15 protein-coding genes are annotated in these 17,538 nt (G+C 45.6%); 10 read left to right on the plus strand and 5 right to left on the minus strand.

Translation table 11 applies throughout. From position 1 onward, the window contains the following. The first annotated feature begins 58 nt into the window (after window positions 1-58). From N6H06_RS07135 to N6H06_RS07155, 5 genes are all read left to right on the plus strand, one after another. Entirely contained in the window at window positions 59-1,798 is a 1,740-nt protein-coding gene (locus N6H06_RS07135) for a phospho-sugar mutase (RefSeq protein ID WP_318527512.1), read from the plus strand. 105 nt (window positions 1,799-1,903) lie between these two features. Then, window positions 1,904-3,295: a SpoVR family protein gene (locus N6H06_RS07140; RefSeq protein ID WP_263705972.1), complete on the plus strand. Its 1,392-nt coding sequence runs from the start codon at window positions 1,904-1,906 to the stop codon at window positions 3,293-3,295. A 184-nt stretch (window positions 3,296-3,479) separates the two neighbouring features. Then, the gene (locus tag N6H06_RS07145; RefSeq protein WP_263705973.1) at window positions 3,480-5,228 is read left to right on the plus strand and encodes an ABC transporter ATP-binding protein; all 1,749 of its coding nucleotides are present in this window, start codon (window positions 3,480-3,482) and stop codon (window positions 5,226-5,228) included. Window positions 5,229-5,242: 14 nt separating this feature from the next. Further along, window positions 5,243-7,057 carry an ABC transporter ATP-binding protein gene (locus N6H06_RS07150; protein WP_062747614.1) on the plus strand — a complete coding sequence of 605 codons (1,815 nt, stop codon included), beginning with the start codon at window positions 5,243-5,245 and terminating at the stop codon, window positions 7,055-7,057. 162 nt (window positions 7,058-7,219) lie between these two features. Beyond that, the gene (locus N6H06_RS07155; RefSeq protein ID WP_062747941.1) at window positions 7,220-8,422 is read left to right on the plus strand and encodes an aminotransferase-like domain-containing protein; all 1,203 of its coding nucleotides are present in this window, start codon (window positions 7,220-7,222) and stop codon (window positions 8,420-8,422) included. A 120-nt stretch (window positions 8,423-8,542) separates the two neighbouring features. Here the strand turns inward: N6H06_RS07155 and htpX are convergent, their stop codons facing one another. Beyond that, complete coding sequence (gene htpX, locus N6H06_RS07160; RefSeq protein ID WP_062747613.1) at window positions 8,543-9,418, minus strand: zinc metalloprotease HtpX; 876 nt, start codon at window positions 9,416-9,418, stop codon at window positions 8,543-8,545. 12 nt (window positions 9,419-9,430) lie between these two features. Next, window positions 9,431-9,979: a LemA family protein gene (locus N6H06_RS07165; protein WP_263705974.1), complete on the minus strand. Its 549-nt coding sequence runs from the start codon at window positions 9,977-9,979 to the stop codon at window positions 9,431-9,433. A 249-nt stretch (window positions 9,980-10,228) separates the two neighbouring features. Between N6H06_RS07165 and N6H06_RS07170 the strand changes: the two genes are divergently transcribed. From N6H06_RS07170 to N6H06_RS07190, 5 genes are read left to right on the plus strand one after another with little or no spacing between them, the layout of a single operon-like run. Beyond that, complete coding sequence (locus N6H06_RS07170) at window positions 10,229-11,401, plus strand: acyl-CoA dehydrogenase (protein ID WP_263705975.1); 1,173 nt, start codon at window positions 10,229-10,231, stop codon at window positions 11,399-11,401. Further along, window positions 11,398-12,759 carry an acetyl-CoA carboxylase biotin carboxylase subunit gene (locus tag N6H06_RS07175; RefSeq protein WP_062747607.1) on the plus strand — a complete coding sequence of 454 codons (1,362 nt, stop codon included), beginning with the start codon at window positions 11,398-11,400 and terminating at the stop codon, window positions 12,757-12,759. The genes N6H06_RS07170 and N6H06_RS07175 overlap by 4 nt, the downstream gene beginning before the upstream one ends. Further along, window positions 12,756-12,968 (plus strand): acetyl-CoA carboxylase biotin carboxyl carrier protein subunit, encoded by a 213-nt coding sequence (locus N6H06_RS07180; RefSeq protein ID WP_062747605.1) that lies wholly within the window; start codon window positions 12,756-12,758, stop codon window positions 12,966-12,968. Before N6H06_RS07175 ends, N6H06_RS07180 begins: the two co-directional genes overlap by 4 nt. After that, complete coding sequence (locus N6H06_RS07185; protein WP_263705976.1) at window positions 12,955-13,743, plus strand: enoyl-CoA hydratase-related protein; 789 nt, start codon at window positions 12,955-12,957, stop codon at window positions 13,741-13,743. Before N6H06_RS07180 ends, N6H06_RS07185 begins: the two co-directional genes overlap by 14 nt. A gap of 14 nt (window positions 13,744-13,757) precedes the next feature. Then, window positions 13,758-15,287 (plus strand): acyl-CoA carboxylase subunit beta, encoded by a 1,530-nt coding sequence (locus N6H06_RS07190; RefSeq protein ID WP_212953201.1) that lies wholly within the window; start codon window positions 13,758-13,760, stop codon window positions 15,285-15,287. A gap of 201 nt (window positions 15,288-15,488) precedes the next feature. Here the strand turns inward: N6H06_RS07190 and N6H06_RS07195 are convergent, their stop codons facing one another. The 3 genes from N6H06_RS07195 to N6H06_RS07205 form a co-directional block, all read right to left on the minus strand. Continuing rightward, a complete protein-coding gene (locus tag N6H06_RS07195) occupies window positions 15,489-15,638 on the minus strand; it encodes a YrzI family small protein (RefSeq protein WP_094428804.1) in 150 nt (49 codons plus the stop codon). 216 nt (window positions 15,639-15,854) lie between these two features. Beyond that, window positions 15,855-17,048 carry a hypothetical protein gene (locus tag N6H06_RS07200; protein ID WP_062747599.1) on the minus strand — a complete coding sequence of 398 codons (1,194 nt, stop codon included), beginning with the start codon at window positions 17,046-17,048 and terminating at the stop codon, window positions 15,855-15,857. After that, the gene (locus N6H06_RS07205) at window positions 17,049-17,498 is read right to left on the minus strand and encodes an RNA polymerase sigma factor (protein ID WP_404830342.1); all 450 of its coding nucleotides are present in this window, start codon (window positions 17,496-17,498) and stop codon (window positions 17,049-17,051) included. Window positions 17,499-17,538: the final 40 nt, after the last annotated feature.

Genomic DNA, 17,538 nt, shown 5'->3' on the forward strand with positions numbered 1-17,538 from the left:
ACCAGGGGAATGCTGTGTAAAATGATAGCGTAGAGCAGTTTTTATGGGAGGGACTCTTTTGAATATTGCGGAGAAAGTGGAACGCTGGAACCAATTTGCACAATTAGAACCAGATGTGCGTCAACAATTGGACGCCATTTTGGATAATGATAAGGCGCTTGAAGATTGTTTTTACCGGGAACTTGCCTTTGGAACAGGAGGCATGCGTGGGGAAATCGGGCCAGGACCAAACCGGATGAATACATATACTGTTCGAAAAGCAGCCGAAGGATTGGCCCGCTTTATTGAAAAACGAGGCGAGACAGCGAAAAGCAAAGGAGTGGCGATCGCTTTTGATTCCCGCCATAAGTCAGCAAAGTTTGCTCATGAAGCAGCAATCACGTTAGGCGCTCATGGCATTAAAGCATACGTTTTTGAAAGTTTGCGGCCGACGCCAGAATTGTCATTTGCCGTCCGTTATCTCGGAGCTGAAGCAGGTATTGTGATTACTGCTTCACATAACCCGCCTGAGTATAATGGCTTTAAAGTATACGGCGCAGATGGCTGCCAATTCCCGCCTGCCCCTGCAGAAGAGCTTGTCGCTTGTGTGCAATCAATCGAAGACGAATTGGCTATTGAAGTTGGCGATGAAGAAGAATTGAAAGCAGCACAGTTATACGAGCTCATTTCTACTGAAATGGACGATGCTTATAACGAACAATTGAAGACGATTTTGCTCCAGCCTGAAATGGACAAGAATGATGGCGATGAGTTGGCTATTGTGTTTACACCGCTCCATGGCACAGCGAATGTTGCGGTCAGACGTGCCCTAAAGGAGAGCGGGTTTACAAACGTTACAGTGGTCGCTGAACAAGAGCAACCTGATCCTGATTTTTCAACTGTTTCTTCACCAAACCCAGAGGAACATGCAGCCTTTACATTGGCGATCGATTATGGGGAGCGCCAAGGGGCAGACCTTTTGCTTGCTACAGACCCGGATGCAGACCGTGTAGGGCTTGCGGTGAAAGATGACGAGGGGAACTACATTGTCTTGACTGGAAACCAAACTGGCGCGCTCTTGCTTGACTATCTTCTCGAAACACGCCAGCAAAAGGGGACGCTTCCGAAAAATGGCGTAGTCCTCAAGACGATTGTCACGTCTGAACTAGGCCGAGTAATTGCTGACGCTTACGGGCTGACAACCATCGATACGTTAACAGGCTTCAAGTTTATCGGCGAAAAGATGGGCGAATATGAACGTTCCGGTGAACATACATTTTTGTTCGGCTATGAAGAAAGCTATGGCTATTTAATAGGAGATTTCGTCCGCGATAAAGACGCTATTCAAGCTTGCCTGTTTGCCGCTGAGTTGGCACTCCATTATAAGCGTAAAGGCATGACGGTTTATGAAGCATTGCAGCAAGTCTATCGCAAGTACGGCTATTACCGTGAAGGGTTGCAATCCTTAACGTTAAAAGGAAAAGAAGGGGCAGAAAAAATTGCTTCTATTCTTGCCTCTCTCCGTCAAGAAGCGCCTACACATATGGCTAGTAGGCTCATTACAACAGTCGAAGATTTTGAATCGAGACAAGCGCTTGCCACTGCAACAGGAGAACGGACAGCGATTGAGTTGCCAGCATCCAATGTGCTGAAGTACACACTTGAGGACGGCTCGTGGTTCTGTGTGCGTCCTTCGGGAACAGAACCTAAAGTGAAGTTTTATTTTGGTGTTGTCGGCTCAAGCAATGAAGAGAGTGAACAAAAACTGAATCAGTTGCAACAAGCGGTCATGTCTTATATGGAAGCTTTTATTTCTTAACATTTCCCTTGTGCGTACAGGCTTGCTGTGCGCCAAGGGCTTTTTCTTGTTCATGTAACTCTACTGCTGTTCATAGAATAGGAAGACAACGAAGGAGGGAGTGCGTTGTCTGACAATTGGAAAGAACTGCAATATGCGATTGAAGAGATTACTGAAATTGCTAAAGGGTTTGGCCTTGATTTTTATGAAATGCGCTATGAAATTTGCCCAGCGGATATCATTTACACATTCGGGGCTTATGGGATGCCAACACGGTATAACCATTGGTCGTTTGGCAAGCAATACCACAAAATGAAGCTCCAGTATGATTTAGGGTTAAGCAAAATTTATGAGCTCGTTATTAATTCCGATCCATGCTATGCCTTTTTATTAGACAGCAATAGTTTGATCCAAAACAAGCTTATTGTCGCCCATGTGTTGGCCCATTGTGACTTTTTCAAAAACAACATTCGCTTTTCAAATACACGGCGCGATATGGTGGAGAGCATGAGCGCTACGGCTGAACGGGTTGCCCACTATGAACATATTCATGGCAAAGAGCAAGTCGAAAATTTTCTTGATGCCGTTTTGGCGATTCAAGAACATATTGACCCTGGGCTTGTCAAGCCAGTAGAGAGCAGCGACTTGACATTTGAAAAGCCGCGGACTTCTGAATATGAGGATTTGTGGAATTTAGAAGAGCAGCCTAAAAAGGAAACATCTCCAAAAAAGAAACGTTTTCCTGAAAGTCCTGAAAAAGACGTGCTTCGTTTTATCGAACACCATAGCAGGGAATTGGAACCTTGGCAGCGTGATATTTTGACAATGATGCGGGAAGAAATGCTATATTTCTGGCCGCAATTGGAAACGAAAATCATGAATGAAGGCTGGGCCTCTTTTTGGCATGCACGGATTATTAGAGAAATGGACTTAACGAGCGAAGAGGCAGTTGAATTTGCGAAGTTGAACGCTGCTGTTGTCCAACCATCGAAAACATCCATTAATCCTTATTACTTAGGATTGAAAATTTTTGAGGATATTGAACAACGCTACAACGAGCCAACAGAGGAAATGCAGCGCAAACAAGGGATTAAGCCAGGAAGCGGGCGTGAGAAAATCTTTGAAGTCCGTGAAATTGAATCGGATACGTCGTTTATCCGCAACTATTTAACAAAAGAGCTCGTCCACCGGGAAGACATGTACTTATTCCAAAAACAAGGTTCGGACTATAAGATTGTCGACAAAGCTTGGGAAGGTGTACGTGACCACATTACTCAATCGCGGGTCAATGGCGGCTTTCCGTACCTAGTGGTGACGGATGGCGATTACTTAAAAAATGGTGAACTTTATATTACACATCGTTTTGAAGGGATTGAACTTGATGTTGGCCATTTGGAGAGAGTCCTTCCTTATCTTTATCAACTATGGGGCCGCACGGTTCATTTGGAAACAGAAATTAATGAAAAGCAGATTGTTTTTATTTACGACGGTGGCAAAATGCACCGCAAGTATTTATAGGGGCAGCAGACAGCCCTTTTTTTGTGCAACGTAAGCGAATGTCTTTAAGTTACATAGACAAACAAAAAAATTTCAAAATGATCGATATATTAATTGACGGTCGTTTCGTTTCAGAGTAAGATAGATTTTACGACTCTACGGTATTTCGTAATTCTAAGCATTGAATTTAAGAGGTGGTGTAACGGTGGAGACTTTTAGGCGTCTGGCAACGTTTTATCTTCCAGATAAAAGGTTTTTCGTGTTTTCTTTGATCGCATTGTTTTTTGTGACAGCGATCACGGTTGTTTACCCGGTCGTTTTGCAAATCGCCATTGATGTCGGGATTAGCGGCGGAGAATACGGCATTATCCCTTACTTGGCGATCGGTTTAATTTTAATCATGGCAGTAAAAGGAATCGCCACGTATATCAACCAATATTTTGGTGATTTGTTTGGCGTACGGGCTGTTTACCGCCTGCGGAAAGCGCTTTATAAAAAACTGCAATTTCTTCCATTTACTTATTACGATAATGCTAAAACCGGCGATTTGATGTCAAGGCTAACAGCGGACGTGGAAGCATTCCGCTTTTTTCTTTCGTTTGGTTGCGCTCAGCTTGTCAACTTTGTCCTGCTTGTCGGCTTTTCGCTGATCGTTATGTTTTACTATTCAGTCCCTTTGACAATTGTGACAATGGTGACGTTGCCGTTTTTAAGTGTGGTTGTTTACAAGTTTGATAAACGGGTACATCCGGGATTTCGTCATGTCCGTAAATCACTTGCTTCGCTCAACACAAAAGTGCAAGAAAATGTAAGCGGCATGCACACTGTTAAAGCGCTTGCCCAGGAAGATACAGAAAAAAGCCGTTTCCATAAACAAAATGACGATTACCGTGCAAAAAACGTAGAAGTCGCTAATGTATGGGGAACGTATTTTCCGTTAATGGAATTCATCGGCAACACGTCTGCTGTGCTGCTTCTTGGTTTTGGCGGATATTTAGCGGTACAAGGCCAATTGACGGCTGGCGAATTAACGGCTTTCTTCAGCCTTGTATGGTTTATTATTGGCCCGATTATGAACCTTGGATTTATTATCAATACGTTTTCACAGTCAAAAGCGTCAGGAGAACGTTTGCTTGAAATATTGGATGAAGAGGAACGGAAAAACGGAGTAGAGCAAACAAGCTCGTATGCAAAGCTTGATGGCGATGTGGTTTTTAAAAACGTCGAGCTACGCTATAACAACAAAGCCAAAAATGCGCTCACGAACATTTCTTTCCATGCACCTAAAGGGTCGACAATTGGGCTTGTCGGCGCAACAGGCTCAGGAAAATCAAGCATTATCCAGCTTATCATGCGCTTTTATGAAAAAACAGCGGGGGACATTCTCATTGACGGCAAGCCTGTAGAAGAATATGACGTAAAAGAACTGAGGAGCAATATCGGCCTCGTGCTTCAACAAACGTTTTTGTTCTCTTCTTCTATCCGTGACAACCTTGCCTATGGAAACCCTGATGTTCCGATGGAAGAGATTGTAGCGGCGGCTAAGCGTGCAGATGCACATGACTTTATCAGCTCGCTTCCAGACGGATACGATACAATTCTCGGCGAACGGGGCCTCGGTCTTTCCGGCGGGCAAAAACAGCGGATTGCCATTGCCAGGGCGATGATCTTAAACCCAAGCATTCTTATCCTAGACGATGCGACAAGCGCTGTTGATATGCAAACAGAAATGAAAATCCAGCAAGCGCTAAAAGAAATAATGGAAGGGCGGACAACGTTTGTCATTGCCCATCGGATATCATCGGTAAAGCATTGTGACAAGATTCTCGTTCTTGATGATGGGAACATTGTTCAAGACGGAGATCACGAAAGCCTTCTGCAAGAAGAAGGGCTATATAGGCGGATTTACGATATCCAAAACCAGGATCAACAATATGTGCTGCAACAAGCGTAAGGATGTGACCAGGCATGGAACAGGCAAGAAGGAAAGCTCGTTTTCACTATTCAACTGAGGAAATTATTGAAAAACCCTTTAACTGGAAACAAATGACGCGTCTGTTTTCGTTTTTGGCGCCTTACGCAAAAAGCCTGTTGCCAAAAACAATTTTTGTTATGCTGCTGGCGACGGCAGTGCGGTTAATTGTTCCAATATTTATCGGCGTATTCGCTGTCGACCGGCTGGAAAAAGGGTTAGCGACCACGGCTGATATGGTGCTTTATGCAGGGATTGTTTTAGGCTTGTATCTATTCGCCTATGTGGCCAATCTTTTCCGTATCCGCTGGACGAATCAGCTTGGCCAGCATGTTATTTTTGACATTCGCAAAAAGCTGTTTGACCATATCCAGCATTTGTCCCATCGATTTTATGACCAGCGTTCGGCTGGATCGATTCTTGTAAGAGTAATCAATGATGTCAATTCACTCCAAGATTTGTTTACAAACGGCGTTATTAATTTGTTGATGGATGCGGTCATGCTCATTGGGATTGTCGTCATTTTATTCTCGCTCAGTCCAGAACTTGCGCTTGTCATTCTCATCGTTTTGCCGATTATGTTTTTTATTTCTACAAAACTGCGTCGGCAAATTCGCCGCGCCTGGCAAACTGTGCGCTTGCGCCAATCTAGGCTGAATTCCCATTTAAATGAGAGCATTCAAGGAATTCGTGTTACACAAGCCTATGCACAAGAACATGAAAACATGGATTTCTTTGACGAAGTGAACAGCCAAAACTATGAGAGCTGGCGCCAGGCTACACGCATGAACGCATTGTTCCGGCCGTTTGTTGAAATGGCAAGTGCCCTTGGCGGAGCGATATTAATTTGGTATGGCGCGTTTTTAATCCAAAGCGATGCCAGTACGTTAGAATTAGGTGTGTTTGTATCGTTTGCTTTTTACATTGGCATGTTTTGGGAGCCGATTTCCCGTTTAGGGCAAGTGTACAACCAGCTTCTTGTCGGCATGGCTTCGAGTGAGCGGATTTTTGAATTTCTCGATGAAAAGCCAAATGTGGAAGATAAGCCTGATGCGGAGCCGCTTACGGACATAAAAGGAGAAATTGTCTTTAAAGATGTCGAGTTTTCTTACGACGGCAAACGCCGGGCATTAAACGGCATTGATCTCACATTTCATGCAGGCACGACAGTCGCTCTTGTCGGCCATACCGGTTCAGGCAAGTCAACAATTGTTAACTTGATGAGTCGTTTTTATGATCCGACTTCCGGGGAAATCCATTTGGATGGCGTTGATTTAAAAGATATTCGCCTTGCTGACTTGCGCAAACACGTTAGCTATGTCCTCCAAGACACGTTTATTTTCGCAGGCACAATCATGGAAAACATTCGCTTTGGCAATCCTTCGGCAACAGACGAAGAAATCATGGCGGCAGCAAAAGCAATTGGAGCACATTCCTTTATCGAAAAGTTGGAAAAAGGCTACCAAACCGAGGTCGAAGAACAAGGGAATGTGCTATCTGTAGGAGAAAGGCAACTTCTTTCCTTTGCTAGGGCGTTAATTGCCGATCCGCGTATTTTAATTTTGGATGAAGCTACCGCCAGTATTGATACAGAAACCGAAGTGAAAATCCAAAACGGGCTTAAAACACTGTTGGCGGGAAGAACGGCGATTATGATTGCCCATCGCCTCTCGACCATTCGTGACGCCGACAACATCATTGTCCTTGAACATGGCAATGTGATTGAACAAGGTACCCATGACCAGCTGATGGAAAAGAAAGGGACCTATTTTGGCCTCGTCAAGTCGCAATATGCGGCAATCAAGGATTAAAAAAAAGCTTTCCTCCGGCAAAGGAGGAAGCTTTTTTCAACGAATAAATTGATTGACTTTTTCGTCAAAGGAGGAGTAGAATAGAAGTCATTCAATTAATCAGATTTTTTTGTGAGTGGACAAAAAAAGAGAAAAAGACTAAGAGATTTCGGGGTGTTAGAGATGAAATATGCATTTGCAAAAAGGGTCCGCCATTTGAAGTCATCGGCTGTACGGGACATATTAAAAGTGGTAAACCGAGGGGACGTCATTTCCTTTGCAGGAGGCTTGCCAGATGATGGTTTATTTCCGCGAAAGGCGATTGAAGAAGCGTTTAGCCGCGTGTTTGCAAGTGGAAATAAGGCATTGCAATACGGAGAAACAGAAGGTTATCTGCCTCTGCGTGAAGTGATTCTCGAACGGATGGAGAAAAAAGGCATAACAGGCTTAACAGCTGATGAAATGTTATTGACGACTGGTTCGCAGCAGGCAATCGATTTATTTTCCCGCGTGATGATCGGGCCAGGGGACGTCATTTTTACGGAAGAGCCAACTTATTTAGCTGCATTGCAAGTTTTCCAGTCGTATGAAGCAACAGTCATTCCTGTTAAATGCGACGCAGACGGAATGATGATCGACGATTTAGTTCGAAAAATAAAAGAATATAAGCCTAAAGTCATTTATGTGGTTCCAACATTTTCAAACCCGACAGGCCGTGTTTGGACGCTTGAGCGGCGCAAAGAATTAGTGGGCCTAGCGCGTAAGCACCATGTCCTTATTTTTGAAGACGATCCATACGGCGACATCCAATTTACTCCAGGGGGCTATACGCCAATTGCGGCTCTTGATGATGGCTCTCATGTGCTGTATACGAGCACATTTTCCAAAACGGCCGTTCCTGCTTTGCGGACGGGTTGGATCACGGGCCCATACCAAATTATTCGCATGATGGCACAAGCAAAACAAGCCAATGACTTGCATTCCAACTCGATTGGGCATCAGGCACTTTACCATCTATGTCGCAACTTCGATCTTGACGGCCATATCGACAACATCCGTGAGTTGTATGGACACCGCAAGAATGTCATGGTTGATTGTTTGCAAGAGGCGAAAGAGCGCGGTTCCATCCAGTTTATCGAACCAGAAGGTGGCATGTTCCTATGGGTGGAGGCAGAACCACACATTCATACAGAAGCTTTGCTGCCACGCGCTGTAGAAAAGGGAATGGCCTATGTACCAGGAAGGCCTTTTTATGCAGGATCACCGCAATTAAATACACTGCGCCTTAACTTCACTCATGCCACTGATGCCGAAATTGAAAAAGGTATGAGCGTTATGCTCGGCATTTTTGAAGAAGCGAAAGAGCAGTCATTGCTATTGAACTAATCGCTTAGCAAAAGAAAGGCAGCCTCGTCTTGGACGAGGCTGTCTTTCTTTTGGCAAACGCTCGCATCCTTTGTTGTTCATCTCAGCTGACAAGCGTTTTCTATCCGTCTAAATAATTTTTTACATATTCCGCAACCGTTTTATCCGTTCTTCTGGGGGCGGATGGGTTGAAAATAACGAAGCGGCTTTCTTTTTTAATGGGTCAGCAAAGTATAGCGATGCGGTTGAAGAGGATGCTTCTTCCACAGGGGTGCGCGTATTCGTAATATTTTCTAGTGCGCTTGCCAATGCTACAGGGTTGCGGGTCAACTCTACGGCGCTTGCATCAGCCAAATATTCGCGGTTGCGGGAAATGGCAAGCTGCATCATCGTCGCCACAAGCGGCGAAAGCAAGACGAGGAAAATGGCAATGATGAGAATAAGCGGGTGCTTGTTGTCTTTATTGCGTCCTCCAGAAAACACGAAAAAACGCATACCGAGGTCGCTCAAAATTGCGATAGCTGATACGAGAGCGACAGCAATGGTTGATAAGCGAATATCATAATTGCGAATATGGGCCACTTCATGAGCAAGCACGCCTTCAATTTCTTCGCGGGAGAGGCGCTCCATCAATCCGGAAGTGACGGCTACAGCGCCTGATTTTGGCGAAATCCCTGTTGCAAAGGCGTTCGGGCTTTTGTCTTGAATAATAAAAATCCGCGGCATCGGGATCCGCGCTGCAATTGCTAATCCCTCGACGGTATGCCACAAAAACGGCTGTTCCGTTGATGAAGTGATCTCACGGGCATGGTTCATGCGCATGACAATATTCGTGCTCGTGGAAATCATAAAAATTGTATAGCCTCCGGCGATGACAGCGGCAAAAATGGCGCCGCTCACATAATCGCCGGCACGCACGTACGTAATTGCTGCGCCGATCAAGAGAACAAAAGCAATAAAGAGGGCGACTAAAAAAACCGTCTTTCGTTTATTGCGGGCAATTTGGATATGAAACAATGGCTCCCCTCCTTAAAATTGCACTTTTACCGGTTCTTTTTCTTCATCAGGAATGTCAAGGAGTTCCATGCGCATAAAAGAATGAATATTAGCGATTAGATTGGATGGAAACGACTCCAGCTTTGTATTATAGCGCATCACGGTTGAATTATAAGCTTGACGGGCATAAGCAATTTTATTTTCTGTTCCAGCAAGCTCTTCCTGTAGCTGCAAAAAGTTTTTGTTCGCTTTTAAATCGGGGTATGATTCCCCGAGGGCAAACAGTTGCCGAAGCATGCCGTTTAGCTCAGCATTTTGCTCGACACGTTCGTGGCGGCTCGCATTCGGCTGGGTAATAGCGTTTCGTTTTTCAATGACGCCAGTCAACGTTTCCTGTTCATGTTTGGCGTAGCCTTTTACGGTTTCAACGAGATTGGGAATTAAATCATAGCGTCTCTTTAACTGCACATCAATTTGTGCCCACGATTCCTCGGCCCAATTACGGTGCTTGACGAGAGAGTTGTAGCTAGCAATCCAAGCAAGCGCAATAACAGCAATAATGACGATGATAAGAATGATCATCTCTATGTACCACCTTTCTTTTTATACCATTTACGAACAGCAAAAATCGAAGTTTCGTTTTTCCATAAAAAAAGTCTAGCATGGATGGCGCGAAAAGAACAGCATAGCCACTGGATGGGGCAAATAGGATAAACAGAAAGGATTTGACTTACGAAAAAGAGTACGATACGATTTTGGTAACGCTTTCATTTCCGAGGTTGGCTTTTTCCTGAACGGTCGCTCAGATTATGAAAAGAAGGAGAGCATGCCATGACAGTCAGACTGACAAAAGACCAAGAAATGATTAAAGACATGGTAAGGCAATTTGCACGCAAGGAAATTGCCCCACTAGCGCAAGAGCTAGATCGAGATTCGCGTTTTCCAGAGGCGATTTTTAAAAAGATGGGGCAGCTTGGATTGCTCGGTTTGCCATTCCCCGAAAAATACGGTGGGTCAGGAGGAGATACGGTCTCTTATGCACTAGCTGTTGAAGAAATCGGCTACGCATGCGGCGGTACAGGCTTAAGTTATGCCGCGGCCGTATCCCTTGGTGCAAGCCCGATTTTCTACTACGGCACAGAAGAGCAAAAGCAAACGTATTTAGTCCCACTTGCTAAAGGCGAGTCCCTTGGTGCATTCGGGCTAACAGAACCAAATGCTGGTTCTGACGCCGGAGGGACGCAAACGAAAGCTGTTTTTGAAAATGGCGAATATATTCTCAATGGCGAGAAATGTTGGATTACGAATGCCATGTACGCGCAAACCGTTATCATTACTGCCGTTACCGGAACACAATCAAACGGCAAAAAACAGATTTCTGCGTTTATTGTATCAACAAATACGCCTGGTTTTACGATTACGGCTCCCTACGACAAAATGGGTGTCCGCGCTTCAAACACATGTGAACTTGTTCTTGAAGATGTCCGTGTCCCTGAAAGCAATTTGCTCGGCGATCCTGGAAAAGGCTTCAGCCAGTTCCTTTATACGCTGGATGGTGGGCGAATTTCGATTGCCGCCCTTGCAGTCGGCATTGCCCAAGCTGCCTTTGACCGGGCGTTAGCCTATGCGAAGGAAAGAAAACAATTTTCGAAGCCGATCGGCTCATTCCAAGCGATTCAATTTAAGCTAGCTGATATGGCGATGGAAATTGAACTTGCTCGTAATATGGTTCACAAAGCAGCCGCTTTAAAGGACGCAGGAGCACCGTTTGGCAAAGAAGCTGCCTATGCCAAACTGTTTGCTTCTGAAATGGCAACACGTACATGCAATCAGGCCTTGCAAATTCATGGCGGCTATGGGTATATGCGCGAATATGAAGTCGAACGGATGCTCCGTGATGCCAAACTGTTGGAAATCGGCGAAGGCACTTCGGAAATCCAACGCCTTGTCATTGCTAGGCATTTAGGGTTAACTTCTTTACAGCAAAAGGAGGCGAAACAGTGATCAACACAGTATTAATTGCCAACCGTGGCGAAATTGCCTCACGAATTATCCGTACATGCAAACAGCTTGGGGTAAAGACAATCGCTGTTTATTCAGAAGCTGATTGTGGTGCAGAACACGTCGCGCTTGCTGACGAGGCCTACTGCATCGGCGGTTCACGTGTCCAGGAGAGCTATTTAAACCAAGAACAGATTTTGGCCGTTGCCAAACAAGCAAAAGCTGATGCCATCCATCCCGGTTACGGACTGTTGTCAGAGCAGGCTTCATTTGCGACCGCCTGTAAAGACAATGGGCTAACATTTATCGGCCCATCAGCGACAGCAATTGCGCTGATGGGCGATAAATTGCAAGCTAGAAAGACGATGGAAGCAGCGGGCATTCCTGTTATTCCAGGAAGTGGCGCCCTTGCCTCAGCAGCCGAAGCAAAGACGAAAGCAAGGGAAATTGGCTTTCCGGTTATGGTCAAAGCTGCTTCAGGTGGCGGCGGCATTGGCATTGATGTGTGCCGGAATGAAGAGGAAATCGAAGCGGCATTTGCCCGAAACGAAAAGAAAGCACGTATGTTTTTTGGCGACAGCTCCCTTTATTTGGAGAAGTTGCTTGAGCGGCCACGCCACATTGAAATTCAAGTGCTTGCTGACAGCAATGGCCATATCCTCGCATTTGGGGAACGGGAATGTTCGATTCAAAGGAGGCACCAAAAAGTCGTAGAAGAAGCGCCGTCTCCTTTTTTAGACCAAACGACTCGCGAGGCGATGGAAGAAATGGCGAAAAAAGCAGCGGCCGCCATTGGTTATGAAAATGCTGGCACAATTGAATGTTTGCTAGACAGCGACGGAAATTATTACTTTTTGGAAATGAATACACGGCTGCAAGTCGAACATCCAGTGACAGAGGAAGTCTTTGGCATTGATCTTGTGGAATGGCAATTGCGGATAGCAAATGGCGATGTGCTGCCGTGGCAGCAGCATGAGCTAAGAGGCAGCGGCCATGCGATCGAAGTCCGCATTTACGCAGAAGACCCAATACGCTTTTTCCCTTCACCTGGGACGATAAAGGACATCTCTCTCCCGAAACAACCTTTTATCCGCCATGAATGTCCGGTAAAAGCAGGAAGCGTGATTACGCCGTTTTATGACCCGATGATCGCTAAGCTCATTGTCAAAGGGGGCACGCGCGCTGAAGCGATTACTCGACTAAAGGGGGCGCTTAATGAATATGAAATAACGGGGGTAAAAACCAATCTGCCTCTTTTGCGGGCAATATGCGACCATCAAGCTTTTAATGAAGGCAACACGCCAACATCCTTTTTAAACGATTACAAAGAAGAACTTTTCATAAAGGAGAGAGAAGCATGAACCACATTACAGCGACAATGGCAGGGAACGTTTGGAAAGTTACAGTAAAAGAAGGAGACGAAGTAAAGGCTGGGGATGAAGTCGCCATTTTAGAATCAATGAAAATGGAAATTCCAATTGAGGCAGAGCGTTCAGGGAAAGTAAAGGCGATCGTAAAGCCAGAAGGGGAGTTTGTCAATGAAGGGGACGTTTTGATTGAGCTCGAGTAAAACGCTTGTGCAGACAGCAGCTGACGATGGAATTGCCCGTATTACATTAAACCGTCCACAAGCAGCCAATGCGCTCTCGCTTGCGCTTTTAGATGAACTTGAAGCGGCTTGCGACTGGGTTGAACAAGAGAGCAGCATCCGTGTTGTTATTTTATCCGGCGCAGGCGAAAAAGCGTTTTGTGCCGGTGCTGACTTAAAAGAACGGGCAAACATGACAGAAAGCGAGGCCATCTATGCGGTCAAGCGGATTGGCGAAGTCATTGCCCGTGTTGAAAAGCTTCCACAGCCTGTCATTGCCGAAGTTGGAGGCAGTGCCTTTGGCGGCGGGTTAGAACTGTGCCTTGCTTGCGATGTCCGCATTTTTGCCGAAGACCGTTTTTATGGTTTGACGGAAACAAAATTGGCAATTATTCCAGGAGCTGGAGGGACGCAACGGCTGCCTCGTTTAATTGGCCCAGGAAAGGCAAAGGAACTGATTTTCACGGCAAGGCGTTTAACTGGAACAGAAGCCTGTAATTACGGTTTGTGCGAATGGGCACTGCCTCGAGAAAAAACATCCGCAGCCGCTTCACAGTTGGCGATCGAGATGGCGGGCAACGGCCCGATTGCGCTGCGAGCAGCAAAAAAAGCAATCAACGAAGGGGCAGCCCTTCCTCTTGAAGCCGCTTTGGCTGTGGAACGCGAAGCATATTTGCAGACATTGCAAACCGAGGATCGTTTAGAAGGGCTTGCTTCATTCAAAGAAAAGCGCCCTCCCGTTTACAAAGGAAAATAGGAGTTGAGAGCGAGATGACATTTGAGCAAACCAAATTGGCGAAGGAAACGGAAATTTTTAAAGGCGGCCACACGAAATACCATCAGCAAAATGCGAAGAAAGGCAAACTGTTTGCCAGGGAGCGTTTGCAGTTGTTGCTTGATGACGGCTTGACTACTGAAGATGGCTTGTTTGCTAACTGTGAAGCGGACAGTCTGCCAGCAGACGGTGTCATTTGTGGAATGGGTACGATAGACGGCAAGCCTGTTTGTGTGATGGCGAATGATTCGACTGTTAAGGCTGGTTCTTGGGGAGCGCGAACGGTTGAAAAAATCATCCGTATTCAAGAAACGGCAGAAAAATTGTCCGTGCCGTTGTTGTATTTGGTTGACTCGGCTGGGGCAAGAATTACTGACCAAGTTGAGATGTTTCCAGGGCGGAGAGGGGCAGGCCGTATTTTTAGCAATCAAGTAAAGCTGTCAGGAAGAATTCCACAAATTTGTATTCTTTTCGGTCCTTCAGCGGCGGGCGGCGCGTACATTCCTGCATTTTGCGATGTTGTCATTATGGTGGACGGAAATGCTTCCATGTATTTAGGTTCGCCGCGGATGGCACAGATGGTTATTGGCGAGGATGTCACACTTGAAGAAATGGGCGGCGCCAGCATGCATTGCAGTGTGTCAGGCTGCGGCGATATTCTAGCCAAAAACGAGGAAGACGCAATTTCCCAAGCGCGTGCTTATTTAAGTTATTTGCCGCCAAGCTATAAAGAGAAGCCACCTAGTATAGAGGCACGCCCGCCAAAAGATGTGCCAAAAACGATCGAGGACTTGATTCCGCAAAATCAAAATGCACCTTTTAACATGTATGATTTGCTCGAGCGCCTCGTTGACAACGACAGTTTTTTTGAAATCAAGCGAAACTTCGCTCCTGAACTGATCACCGGTTTTGCACGGTTAAACGGACAGGCAATCGGCATAGTCGCCAATCAACCAAAAGCAAAAGGTGGAGTATTGTTTCCTGACTCAGCCGACAAAGCCGCTCGCTTTATTACACTTTGTGATGCTTTTCATCTGCCGCTTTTGTTTTTAGCGGATATTCCAGGCTTTATGATCGGTACCAAAGTCGAGCGTGCTGGCATTATCCGCCATGGCGCAAAAATGATTGCCGCTATGGCTGAAGCGACAGTACCGAAAATTTCCGTCATCATTCGAAAAGCATACGGGGCCGGACTGTATGCAATGGCCGGGCCTGCGTTTGATCCAGACTGTTGCCTCGCCCTTCCGCAAGCACAAATTGCGGTGATGGGGCCAGAAGCTGCGGTCAACGCCGTATATGCAAACAAAATGGCTGAACTCGGGGAACAGGAGCGAAAAGCGTTTATAGAGGAAAAACGTGAAGCATATAAACGGGATATCGATGTTTATCGCCTTGCTTCAGAGCTAGTCATCGACGGGATTGTCAACGGCAATGACTTACGACAAGAATTGGTGCAGCGCTTTGCTTTTTATGAAAGCAAGCGGATGGTATTTAGCGAACGAAAGCATCCCGTTTATCCTGTTTAAGGCGTAACGCTTGAAAATATAATGACAAATCCCTTTTGCCCGATAAGGCCAGTAACGGTCTTATGGGCCTTTTTCGTCAGGATAGATGATCATCAAACAATCACCCAACTTGATTTTCTTCTCGTATACGGCTAGGAATATTTTGAGGACAGGCACGGTAACAACAGTAGACCTAATGTTGTCTCGTTTTACGATGTTCAATTAAAGATGGTGCCAATAACGCGTTTTGATCGCTTCTATTTGCTTTTCGATTTTTTCGTCATGGATAAACGCTTCCAGTTCAGCTTGTGAACATTCTAAGTGCTTGCGCTTTTTAATGGTAATCGTGAAAAAAAGGAATGAAAATGTCATTGTTTTTGCTGCCTCCTTTCTATTAACGGTATGCTTTTCGTCGTTGCCAGCTATTTTCACTTGGTTTTTCCAGGCTTGCTTTTCATGACGAATCTCAGGACAAATGGCTCCCACTTGCTGTGCACGTGTATGAAACGACCCCCTGCTTCTTTTTAATAAAGAGTGCAGGGGAGGGACTGGGCCTGTTGATTAAAAGCCCATCGATTTTACTCCGTTTTAAAGGGTGAGCTCTCCAATGTTGTCCATTCCGCTTCTGGTACTTTGATTGGATTGGTCGATCATGATTCCTTTAGGCGTGCGTAGTTTGCTTTGCAGCAATGCTTTTTGGGCTGCATCAGCCGTATAGATGGTGCCAAATAAATCAAGTGTGCCAATTTTTTCGTTTAGAACATTCTCGGCTATCTTCTCTGTAATGGTTAATGTGTCGTCGACAATGATGGTCGTATTTGCTTCCAACCGCTCAACGTCTTCTAGGCTCCAGTCTTCTTTTTCGATAAAACGGCATGCAGTAGGGTATGAAAGAACGTCTGTTTCAAATCGGTCCAAGCGTTCGTACACTAAGTCTTCAAGTTCCTCATGGCAGACGATGTAGGAAGTTGAGTGAATAGCAGCAAAAGCGGCTTTCAGTTGTTCTCTAGAAACGCCCTTTTGTAACAGCAACGGCTGTGTCGTGTATAGCGAGGTGCCATTAAACCGCTTGATTGAATGTTCATTTAAGCGTAATGTCCCCTTCGTTGCTTGAAAGCCAGAAGGAACGACCGCCACTTTGCCAACAACAGAAGCCTTCTCGTAAAAAGCCTGCTCTTGTGTGATGTAAAGAAGCACTTTTCCGTTAATAGTGAGACGTGCAATTCTTTCTGAAAACAAGGTCATATCAAGGTCTGGCATCAATTCGATCTTGCCAGTGACGATGATATGTTGGCTAGGTGGGAGGGCCTCTAAATAGCTGTTTGTCAGTTGAACGATGCCCGTTTCAATTCGGGGCAAGTGGTCTGTGTACGTTTCAACTGAACCAGAGACGGTTTTTAAAAGAAGGTTGACTGCCCCTTTAAGAGCGGGAGGAGCATAGACGCTACCGTTGACAACGATTTGGCAGGCTGCCTGTTTGAGCTGCTCGATCGTCACATCCTTTGCGACTATAACCAGGCCGTTCACTAGAAAGGTACATGGTTCTAGCATCGCCTCCAAAAAGGCAGAATCAATGAGCAAACGACCGTTAACGATCCGTGCTTGATGACTCGTTTCCAATGTCTGGCCGATGTTGTTGATATTTAATTTTGAAAGGAGAGGCGCTGTCTCTTTTGCATAGAGTACAAGTCCGACATTTTCGATCTTTTCAATATCGCGGATGCTCTCTTCGGTGGCGTTCACCATGTTTAACAATCCGACATTTCCAATCGTCATTCCCATTTATTCATCCTCCTCTAATTGTTTGCGCAGCGTCTTGATTGCTTGCGCCAAATGATAGCGTACGGTTGATGCCGTTAACGCTGTTTGTTCGCTAATTTCATTGCTGGAAAGCCCAATCCAATAGCGTTTGAAAACAATATCACTTTGAATAGGGGAGAGGGAGCGAAGCAAGTCCGCTGTTTCGATCGCTGTTAGGCCAGCAAATTGAAAGGCTGGTTCGTTTGCTTCTTCCCACTCCGTTTCTCGTTGGAGCTTGCGCCGCTGGTCGATCAGCTCGTTTTTCATTACTCGATAAAACCATGCCTTTTGTTTATGGCGAGGCCACTGTTCAAGTTCGCTGTGTACCAATGCTTTCTCAAACGCGTCTTGAAGCAAGTCATTGGCTTCGTGTTCATGGCGGGCAATCGAATAAGCGAAGCGCCGTAAATCTCCATGTAAATCTTCAAACATTGCCAACATGTCACTCACCTATTCTGCATCTGTCCTCCGT

It is taken from the genome of Shouchella tritolerans (assembly GCF_025770735.1).
GTDB lineage: Bacteria > Bacillota > Bacilli > Bacillales > Bacillaceae_D > Shouchella > Shouchella tritolerans.

Bases quoted from the DNA above. Each gene is read 5' to 3' on its own strand.
- N6H06_RS07150 (WP_062747614.1), top strand. From the start codon at position 5,243: ATGGAACAGGCAAGAAGGAAAGCTCGTTTTCACTATTCAACTGAGGAA.
- N6H06_RS07155 (WP_062747941.1), top strand. From the start codon at position 7,220: ATGAAATATGCATTTGCAAAAAGGGTCCGCCATTTGAAGTCATCGGCT.
- N6H06_RS07165 (WP_263705974.1), bottom strand. From the start codon at position 9,979: ATGATCATTCTTATCATCGTCATTATTGCTGTTATTGCGCTTGCTTGG.
- N6H06_RS07170 (WP_263705975.1), top strand. From the start codon at position 10,229: ATGACAGTCAGACTGACAAAAGACCAAGAAATGATTAAAGACATGGTA.
- N6H06_RS07180 (WP_062747605.1), top strand. From the start codon at position 12,756: ATGAACCACATTACAGCGACAATGGCAGGGAACGTTTGGAAAGTTACA.
- N6H06_RS07190 (WP_212953201.1), top strand. From the start codon at position 13,758: ATGACATTTGAGCAAACCAAATTGGCGAAGGAAACGGAAATTTTTAAA.
- N6H06_RS07195 (WP_094428804.1), bottom strand. From the start codon at position 15,638: ATGACATTTTCATTCCTTTTTTTCACGATTACCATTAAAAAGCGCAAG.
- N6H06_RS07200 (WP_062747599.1), bottom strand. From the start codon at position 17,048: ATGGGAATGACGATTGGAAATGTCGGATTGTTAAACATGGTGAACGCC.
- N6H06_RS07205 (WP_404830342.1), bottom strand. From the start codon at position 17,498: ATGTTTGAAGATTTACATGGAGATTTACGGCGCTTCGCTTATTCGATT.